This is a genomic window from Pseudomonas proteolytica, from assembly GCF_007858275.1.
GTDB classification, from domain to species: domain Bacteria; phylum Pseudomonadota; class Gammaproteobacteria; order Pseudomonadales; family Pseudomonadaceae; genus Aquipseudomonas; species Aquipseudomonas proteolytica.
Genome location: NZ_VFEV01000047.1, coordinates 39,030 through 46,283, shown reverse-complemented (window position 1 = coordinate 46,283; position 7,254 = coordinate 39,030). Strand labels below are relative to the sequence as shown.

The window sequence follows — 7,254 nt, the reverse complement described above, 5'->3', positions numbered from 1 at the left end:
GTTGAGAACCTTTTTTTTAGCTTTTGCATTCTTCCCTGCTATCACTTTTGCTGGAAGCATGCCCTTCGAAGCGGCTGATCGATTGGAGCGAAAGGGCTGATCTTGCTCCAATGACCCATTGGCGGGGTGTGAGCATATTTTCTATAGCTGCACCTCGACATGTGGAGGAAGTCGCTCAGGCACGATTGTGGAAGGTTGCTTTGATGATGTAGCAGCTTGTATCAACTGCAACGGATACGACATAGCTGAGGTGCATCTGTACCCGAGACAGGTCCGCGAAAGCGGCTTTTATTCCGGAATGACTTCTGGCTCGGATTTATTTGCCTGGTATGGTAAAACGCCATCCTGAGCTAGGAGCGGGCATAGCAAGTGGGTATAGACGTAGAAAACAAGGTTGTTTCGTACACTGATGAGCATCAGTTTTTGGTGGACACATCCACAGAAAAAAACCCATTTGTGCAGTCCATTAAGGGCACGGAGGTCATTTCTGTATTCCGTCGGCGTAAGAGCGACAGTCATCAAGGTGATGGTAACCCGCTGATTTTCGCGCTGAAAAGAATGCGTAAATATCAGATATCGACTGAAACTATCACTGAATTCATGCCGAATTTACGCATTATTTTGAACCTTATGACGGCTCATCGAACCTATGACCTTATCATCGCGTTGCCCTCAAGCCATCCGATCGCGAGCGGCTTGGCTAGGCGGGTGGGGCGCGCTTTACCGACAGTCCCGATCTCCTACGAATTCTTCGTGAAGTGCAGCAACGCTGAGGTTGCACAAGCGCTGCGAGATAAGAAATCAAATGGGGAGATCCGCAAACAACATTTGCGCGACATAACCTCATTGATACACACGCTGAGTGTGTCTGAAGGCGAACCATTTAAGCTCAAAGAGGTGGATAATCACCTTCGAGGCTATACGTTCCCGTTCAAAATAAACGAAAATCTCGACGTTAAAGGGATGTCGGTGTTGGTGGTGGACGATTTGCTATCGTCTGGAACCTCAATTCTGACTGCCAAGCGCTTGCTGGTCGCATCGGGAGCAGATAAGGTTTCCGCCCTGTGTCTCCTGAGCTCTTTGGATAGCGGTCGGCCGTGGGATACTGTAATTGGCGAGCAGAAATAGCATGATTCATACCCCATTACTTGACATAGCCGTAAGGAAATGATCAAATTTGAGGCGTAGGAAAGACCACTTGTATGCCCGGTGGTCGATAAATATGAAGCAGGTTTACCTGCGGGCCCGAGCGAGCACCCTCAAGCGAGGTCCGGTTTTAAGAACCATAAATCGCTACGTTAGGCATCGGCTAACAATGCACCATGAAAGGGGACCCTGGAAACAGGGGCCCCTTTCGTCTTTTTGCGCCACCAGAATGCTCGTTTTGTCGGCGTGCATCAGGTAAAACTATCCCGTCATAGCTGGTCTAGCTTCGTTGTATAGCCTTGGCTCAGCAGTTCACGTCGGCGCTCTCTAGACTCCCGTTTTAGGCGTTGCCCACGTTACGAGCCGGGCTTGTACGGCACATCGAGCCGGGTCAAAAAAGCCGACCCGTCTCGCCCCTTCGGGCTTCAATTCCTAACGTCTGCGGCCTTCGGCCTGCGCGCGGTCCTAGTGATGACGGTCTCAGGTGGCCATTCGCGGCCATAGTTACCTGTGACGGGAATAAATTTTCCCCTCACAAGAGGAACACCGTCTGATCACCGGCACTGCAGAATAATGAGCGGTAGGCCGAGGCGTGGGCTCAGTCATTGCATCCACTGGACAATCAACTTGGCCAGCACGTCTTGCATGTCCACTTTGCGACGCACACAAAGCGCCTTGAAATCATCGTGCAACGCCTCAGGAATATTTGCATTCACGCGTTTGACCGGTCCCTTTCCCAGCTGCGGTTCGTTGAGCTGGAGCCAGAGCGCACATTCCGTGCGATTGTTAAATGCCGCCACCGGCGTTCGATAGCGCTCGGTCACCTCAACCAGCTGGACGGTTTCGCCGATCTGGTCGAGCACATAGCGCTTGCCCTGCCGATAGCCCAGCAACTGCGCCTGTTGGGTCAGTTCGTCAATGTCGTACAGCTCAGTATCCACGGCCTGGTCGTGGATAAACTCATCCAAGGCCTCCTGGATGGCATTCAAGGTTTCGTGGTCAAGATCCAGGCTGGAGCGGTCGAGCAATCCACCGTCAGCCAGTCTATGCCCATAGAGTTCACCGTCCACGGTGAACTCTGCGACGACAAAGCGCAGGCCGTCCTCGGAATCGTGTTTAACGCTGTGGATGATGATGATGTTCATGGGGATCTCCTGTTATTTTAATGATCATGTAATCATATGATTCCATGATCATGAAAACAAGAAAGGTTTCGAGTAACGAGCGTTGACGTCAAATCGCGCTCACAAAAAAGCCCGCCAATCGGCGGGCTTTTTTGTGCATCAGGCAGATGCATTAGCTTTTCTTTGTTTTCTGAAAACCCGGCCGAATTCAAAAAACCGGACAGTCAAACAGGGGCCGCCCGTCGACTTTCAACGCGAAATCCGCCCCGGACCGCGTGTCGTGACAGCACCGTTCAAGCATCATCCCTACCCCCAGCGAGACCTCCATGACTCATCAACAACGCGACTATGACTGCCCACTCTCCGGTGCCCGCGTCATCCTCAGCAAGCAAGTGTTCCGCCTCTCCGGCCTGGGCAGCCCCCAGGGTGATCTTCAGCGCGAGTTCAGCTGTTCCGCCGAGAATGGCTGTGCGCAGCGCAACGACCCCAACTGCCGCCTGCGCCGACTGCAAGCCAAGGCCGACCGGCTGAGCCACTGCGAATAACGGGGCATTCGTTCAATCGCCCCCTACAAACAGGCCCACCTCGGTGAGCTTTTTTGTGGCTGCTGGATACCAGTCGGTGGGGGGGCTGGCCTACCATTCCCTTAGTGAGGGGTTTTAGGCGTACCCACCCAGCTCTCGCGGGATGCGACGGCGATCTTCCTCACTGGCTTCACCTCTATCCTGGTACTCGTAGTTTGTCCGCGGCTGGGTCGCCGCTCCCCAGGGAGTGAAAAATTTGATCTGCATGACGCGTTCGATCACCTCGATGAGGTTCCCATTGTCAGTAATAAAAAACGTATTCATCTGCATTTCTCTCGTTTTGGATTTCCCCTATTGTCCCACCGGTTTTGAGGGTGATTTTCATGGGGTTTGCATGGTTGAGACGGACGAACAGGACGACGAAAAATGCGCGCTGGGATTCATGAAGACGCTCTGCAGGTGATGATCGAGGGCGGCGCGGTGCGCGAAGCGCTGCGCACCTGGGCGAGTCTGATAGCGGTGGGCCGCTTTGCCGAAGCCCAGGGCATCAAAGGGTTTGCCGTCGAGCTGTGACGCGTCACGCCAGCAAATTTCGGGCAAAAAAAAGCCGCCTTAGGAGGGCGGCTTTTTCGTCGAAAGCCCAGTTAGTGGCCGAGCTTTCGTACTCACAGGGAGCATTCACGTACCGACAGGGTACAAGGTGGCACTTGCAGTGGCAATAATTAACGATTGGCGGTTTTTGGGGCGCACGATAAACACAAGATGTAGGGATTGGTGCGACCCTTTTGGTAAAAAAGTTCTTTTTTGATGGTTTTTTTGTGCAGTCGAGCAAATAGGCCCATTTTTCGAAAAAAATCTTTCCCCCGCCAAAGCCCCGTAGTGCCTCGCTCTGGCCGAAAAAGTGCTCTTTTATACACAGCCAATGAGCCGATACGCCGCACCACGTTGGAAATAAATTCGTTACCATGCAGGCACTCGTACGGTGTTAGCAAATGCCGTGCGGCGGCCTTACTGACACGGGCTAGTTGTAGCGGCCTGCATTTAAAAACGTCCCGACCTGCAATCAATACGATTTTCGACCGGAATTAACTGCGACTGACCGGCCCGGCAAACCAGCATTAACTGCGAATGAGCCTGCATTGATCCGCGCCGACCTGCATTCCATCGTCGCCAGCCTGCATTATTTGCAAATGACAGGACTCAGATAGGCAAGCCCGCTGCCAGCATCTTGTCACGTAACTCAACCGCCCGCGCCGGGTCTAGCGCATTACTGAACAGAGCCTTGATTTCGGTGGGTTTGGCATCGAATTGCTCCACTAGATCCTTGATGCGGTAGCCGTGACGAGTGAGGGTTGGCTCCAGATCATCCAGTTGGCGCGACAGCACCGATTGCACGAGTTCCGCCGAAACGGGTTTCTCGCCGGTCAGGTAGCCGGCTTCCAGTGCCAGGCTGAGGTGCAGTTGGATTTGCAGTGGCGTGCGCAGTTTAGTGGCGAGTAGGTCGATCGCGTCTTCGGTCAGAATCGACTCGGGTTCGACCTTCCCCGCAGTGCAGGTTTCCAGCAGCCACTGAATGTATTCCCGCTGACTGCCAGCAATGCCATCGAGCGAGAAGATGTCGGTGCGGTAGCCGATTTCCTCCATCGTCGGTCGGCGCAGGTCGTTACGCAGCTTGGGATGCCCGGCCAACACGATCGACAGCCGCCCGTCACCGTCCTCCACCAGCTCCATCAGACGCTTAAGACCGGTCAGGGTATGGCCGTTGAGGTCATGGGCCTCATCGACGAACAGGGCGACCGGGCGCTTGTTCTTCCTCACCAACTCGCGTAGGTCACGCTCACGCTTTTCGCCCTGGGTGGGGATGCGTACCTGCTTCTCGGTGGAGAGGTCATAGAAGAGCGCTGCGATGAAAGTGGCCAGCTTGATGCTGTGCTTTTCAATGGCGAGAGACTTGGAGACCGTGATCTTCTTTTCCTCTTCCATCGCTTGTTGAAGCCGGCGCAGCATTACGGTCTTGCCGCTGCCGATGACGCCGCACAGTGCAATCAGCCGTCCTTCGAAGATCGCCCCCTTGATGTCCTTGATCAACTGCTGATGGTGGGCGGTTTCAAAATAGCCGGCCTGGTTCAGTGGCAACGCCAGTCCGTAGTGCTGCATTACTTCAGCCCGCATGTTCTTCTCCTGTTTTCTTATGGCGGAAGTAGCCCCGCACGCGCTCCAAGACAATGCGGCGTGTCAGGGTTTCGCTCAGCACCTGATGGATGAAGGCTTGATCGTCGGGAGAGAGCTTAGCCAACGGCTGCGCTAGGTCATCGGCAATGGCGAGCTTGGCGGCGATGGCATTGGGAAACCGGTATTCGTGCGCCTCGGCATCGAAGGGTTGGCGTGGCAGTGCCGTCGGAATAATAGAGGGTGTGAGTCGCACATCGTCGCCAGCCAATGCGGCGATAGGCAGGCCAAGCTGGCCGGCTAGCAAGCGGATGCGATCAGAGCGCTCATCCGCCTTGCCGCGTTTGAAGGCGCGGTAACGATGTAGGGGAATTGGCCCGGAGACGGGGTAGTAAGGTCCGAAGCGCTCCCCCTCGAACTCGGCATAGAGTTCGTCATCGAACAAGCCCCAGAGCAACACCACGGTTTCGCCCGCCATGTCGGGCTCCACCTCGTAGGCCGTGCCGTCGATGGTGACGCGGGCATCGACGCCGACCTTGCGTCGTTCCGGCTCGCGGGCAAAGCGGCAAAACTGTTCCCAGGTGCACATTTCGCGCAGGCCCTCGACGGGCAGGTTGGCCAGCCAGTCCTCAATCCGCGAATGCGGTTCGGAGCGATGATCCTGCACGTTGTAGGTGCGCACCAGATAACGCAGCAGCCACTCATTGGCCTGCGCTTCGGTTTCCGGTTTGTGGAAGTGATACAGCGTCTCGTGGGCTTCCTTCACCGTGCGGAAGGGGCGCTCCACTTTGCCTTTCGAGCGAGCCGTGGTGCGGGTGCCATCCTTGCCGGCCGGGATGTGTGTCTGCCATTCGATGTCCAGCGCCTGCATGACGTTCTGGAATACTCGGCGTTTGGCCACCGGGCCGTTGTCCAGGTAGATCATCTTCGGGCGGCCTTGGAAGGGAAAAGTCGGGTCCGCCTTCAGCGTCATGGCGTTGAACAGGAAGCGCAGCGCTGACTCCGCGTCCTCGCCATATACACAGTGGTACTCCTGATAGGCCACTCCGCTGCGGTCATCCACCACGCTGAACAGCATCAGCGTCGGCATGCCCCTAGCCGGATCGATCCAGTCCGGCTTATCGATGTGCTTGAGGTCGGAGGGCGACAGGTCGAACTGCCAGCAGTCATTGCTGTGCGCAGCCTGAAAGCGGGTGGCCGGTGGTTGCCGCAACAGCCGCGACTGGTCCAGGTGCCAGCGGCTTAGGTACTCGTTCACCGTGCTGCGGGTCAGAACCCCTTTGGGCGCCTTGACCAAGCCTTGCTCGGTTTCCACCCCATAGCCCTCCAGCAGCTCGATGGCACGGCGGGTAGATAGGTGCCGCCCTTGTTTGTTGGTGGTGCGCAGTTTCAGCGCGGCAATTAGCTCGCAGTAGCGCTCCAGCTCGGCCTGCTGCAATACCCGCGGCTTACCATGGTCGGCGCGGTGAGCCGCGTGGGGTTTATGGATGAGGTTCAGCGCCCGGTATACGGTGCTTGGGGACACGCCGTACAACTCGGCTATCGCGGCCACCTGAGTAATCCGTTCCGGGCTTTTCTTGGGCAGACGGTCGAGCCGCTGCCGCAACTGCATCAGCGAATCGGTCGGGATGGCTTTACGCCGCCCGCTGGGCATCACGCTCGGCCTCGGTGAGATAGTTGTAGAGCGTCGAGCGGCCGATGCCCATCATCCGACAGATTTCCGCCACGGTATGTTTCCGCTCATGGTAGAGGCGCAGGGCAAGCTCCTGCTTGGCCGGGTCGAGCCGTTTCTTGCGTCCGCCCTTGCGGCCTCGCGCCCGTGCAGCGGATAAGCCGGCTTGGGTGCGCTCGCGGATTAGGTTGCGTTCGAACTCGGCCAAGGCACCGAACAGGTGAAACACCAGGCGGCCACCAATCGAGGCGGTGTCGATGTTTTCCTGCAAGCTGCGCAAGCCGACGCCGGCGGCGTCCAATTGCTCAACCAGCCGGATCAGATCCTTCAGCGAGCGGCCGAGGCGATCCAGGCGCCAAATCACCACGGTGTCGTCACGGCGTAGCGTGGCCAGCAAAGCGGTCAAGCCAACCCGCTCAGCCTTGGCACCGCTGGCGGTATCCTCGAACACCCGCTCGCAGCCGATCTTCGCCAGAGCATCGCGTTGCAGATCGAGGAGTTGGTCGTCGGTCGAGACGCGGGCATATCCAATCAACATGGCGTTGTCCAACTATTCAGCGATAGTTCAGTGTAGTCGGATACTGAAAGATGGAGACTGTAGTTGGATGCCAACGATGCG

General features: G+C 56.6%; 8 protein-coding genes. 3 read left to right on the top strand and 5 right to left on the bottom strand.

Annotated features, from left to right (window positions below):
• The first annotated feature begins 369 nt into the window (after positions 1–369).
• Positions 370–1,128, top strand: a complete 759-nt coding sequence (locus FIV38_RS26175) for a phosphoribosyltransferase (RefSeq protein ID WP_038445809.1) — start codon at positions 370–372, stop codon at positions 1,126–1,128.
• Positions 1,129–1,748: 620 nt separating this feature from the next.
• Here FIV38_RS26175 and FIV38_RS26170 read toward each other — a convergent pair.
• Positions 1,749–2,291, bottom strand: a complete 543-nt coding sequence (locus FIV38_RS26170) for a plasmid partition protein ParG (RefSeq protein WP_038445811.1) — start codon at positions 2,289–2,291, stop codon at positions 1,749–1,751.
• Positions 2,292–2,596: 305 nt separating this feature from the next.
• On the opposite strand from FIV38_RS26170, the gene FIV38_RS26165 reads away from it, so the two are divergent.
• A complete protein-coding gene (locus FIV38_RS26165) occupies positions 2,597–2,815 on the top strand; it encodes a hypothetical protein (protein ID WP_038445813.1) in 219 nt (72 codons plus the stop codon).
• Positions 2,816–2,929: 114 nt separating this feature from the next.
• Here FIV38_RS26165 and FIV38_RS26160 read toward each other — a convergent pair whose 3' ends face one another.
• Positions 2,930–3,118: a hypothetical protein gene (locus FIV38_RS26160; protein ID WP_130898264.1), complete on the bottom strand. Its 189-nt coding sequence runs from the start codon at positions 3,116–3,118 to the stop codon at positions 2,930–2,932.
• A 102-nt stretch (positions 3,119–3,220) separates the two neighbouring features.
• Here FIV38_RS26160 and FIV38_RS30065 point away from each other — a divergent pair, with 102 nt between their 5' ends.
• Positions 3,221–3,367, top strand: a complete 147-nt coding sequence (locus FIV38_RS30065; protein ID WP_162843700.1) for a hypothetical protein — start codon at positions 3,221–3,223, stop codon at positions 3,365–3,367.
• A gap of 627 nt (positions 3,368–3,994) precedes the next feature.
• On the opposite strand, the gene FIV38_RS26155 is transcribed toward FIV38_RS30065, so the two are convergent.
• The 3 genes from FIV38_RS26155 to FIV38_RS26145 are packed head-to-tail and all read right to left on the bottom strand — an operon-like array spanning position 3,995 to position 7,173.
• Entirely contained in the window at positions 3,995–4,966 is a 972-nt protein-coding gene (locus FIV38_RS26155; RefSeq protein ID WP_024015038.1) for an ExeA family protein, read from the bottom strand.
• Entirely contained in the window at positions 4,956–6,593 is a 1,638-nt protein-coding gene (locus tag FIV38_RS26150) for a DDE-type integrase/transposase/recombinase (RefSeq protein WP_200876640.1), read from the bottom strand. Before FIV38_RS26150 ends, FIV38_RS26155 begins: the two co-directional genes overlap by 11 nt.
• A gap of 4 nt (positions 6,594–6,597) precedes the next feature.
• Positions 6,598–7,173: a recombinase family protein gene (locus FIV38_RS26145; RefSeq protein WP_033902375.1), complete on the bottom strand. Its 576-nt coding sequence runs from the start codon at positions 7,171–7,173 to the stop codon at positions 6,598–6,600.
• Positions 7,174–7,254: the final 81 nt, after the last annotated feature.

What these genes read in the sequence shown, in the direction of transcription:
- FIV38_RS26170 (WP_038445811.1), bottom strand. Translation starts at nt 2,291, where the DNA reads ATGAACATCATCATCATCCACAGCGTTAAACACGATTCCGAGGACGGC.
- FIV38_RS26165 (WP_038445813.1), top strand. Translation starts at nt 2,597, where the DNA reads ATGACTCATCAACAACGCGACTATGACTGCCCACTCTCCGGTGCCCGC.
- FIV38_RS26160 (WP_130898264.1), bottom strand. Translation starts at nt 3,118, where the DNA reads ATGAATACGTTTTTTATTACTGACAATGGGAACCTCATCGAGGTGATC.
- FIV38_RS30065 (WP_162843700.1), top strand. Translation starts at nt 3,221, where the DNA reads ATGCGCGCTGGGATTCATGAAGACGCTCTGCAGGTGATGATCGAGGGC.
- FIV38_RS26155 (WP_024015038.1), bottom strand. Translation starts at nt 4,966, where the DNA reads ATGCGGGCTGAAGTAATGCAGCACTACGGACTGGCGTTGCCACTGAAC.
- FIV38_RS26145 (WP_033902375.1), bottom strand. Translation starts at nt 7,173, where the DNA reads ATGTTGATTGGATATGCCCGCGTCTCGACCGACGACCAACTCCTCGAT.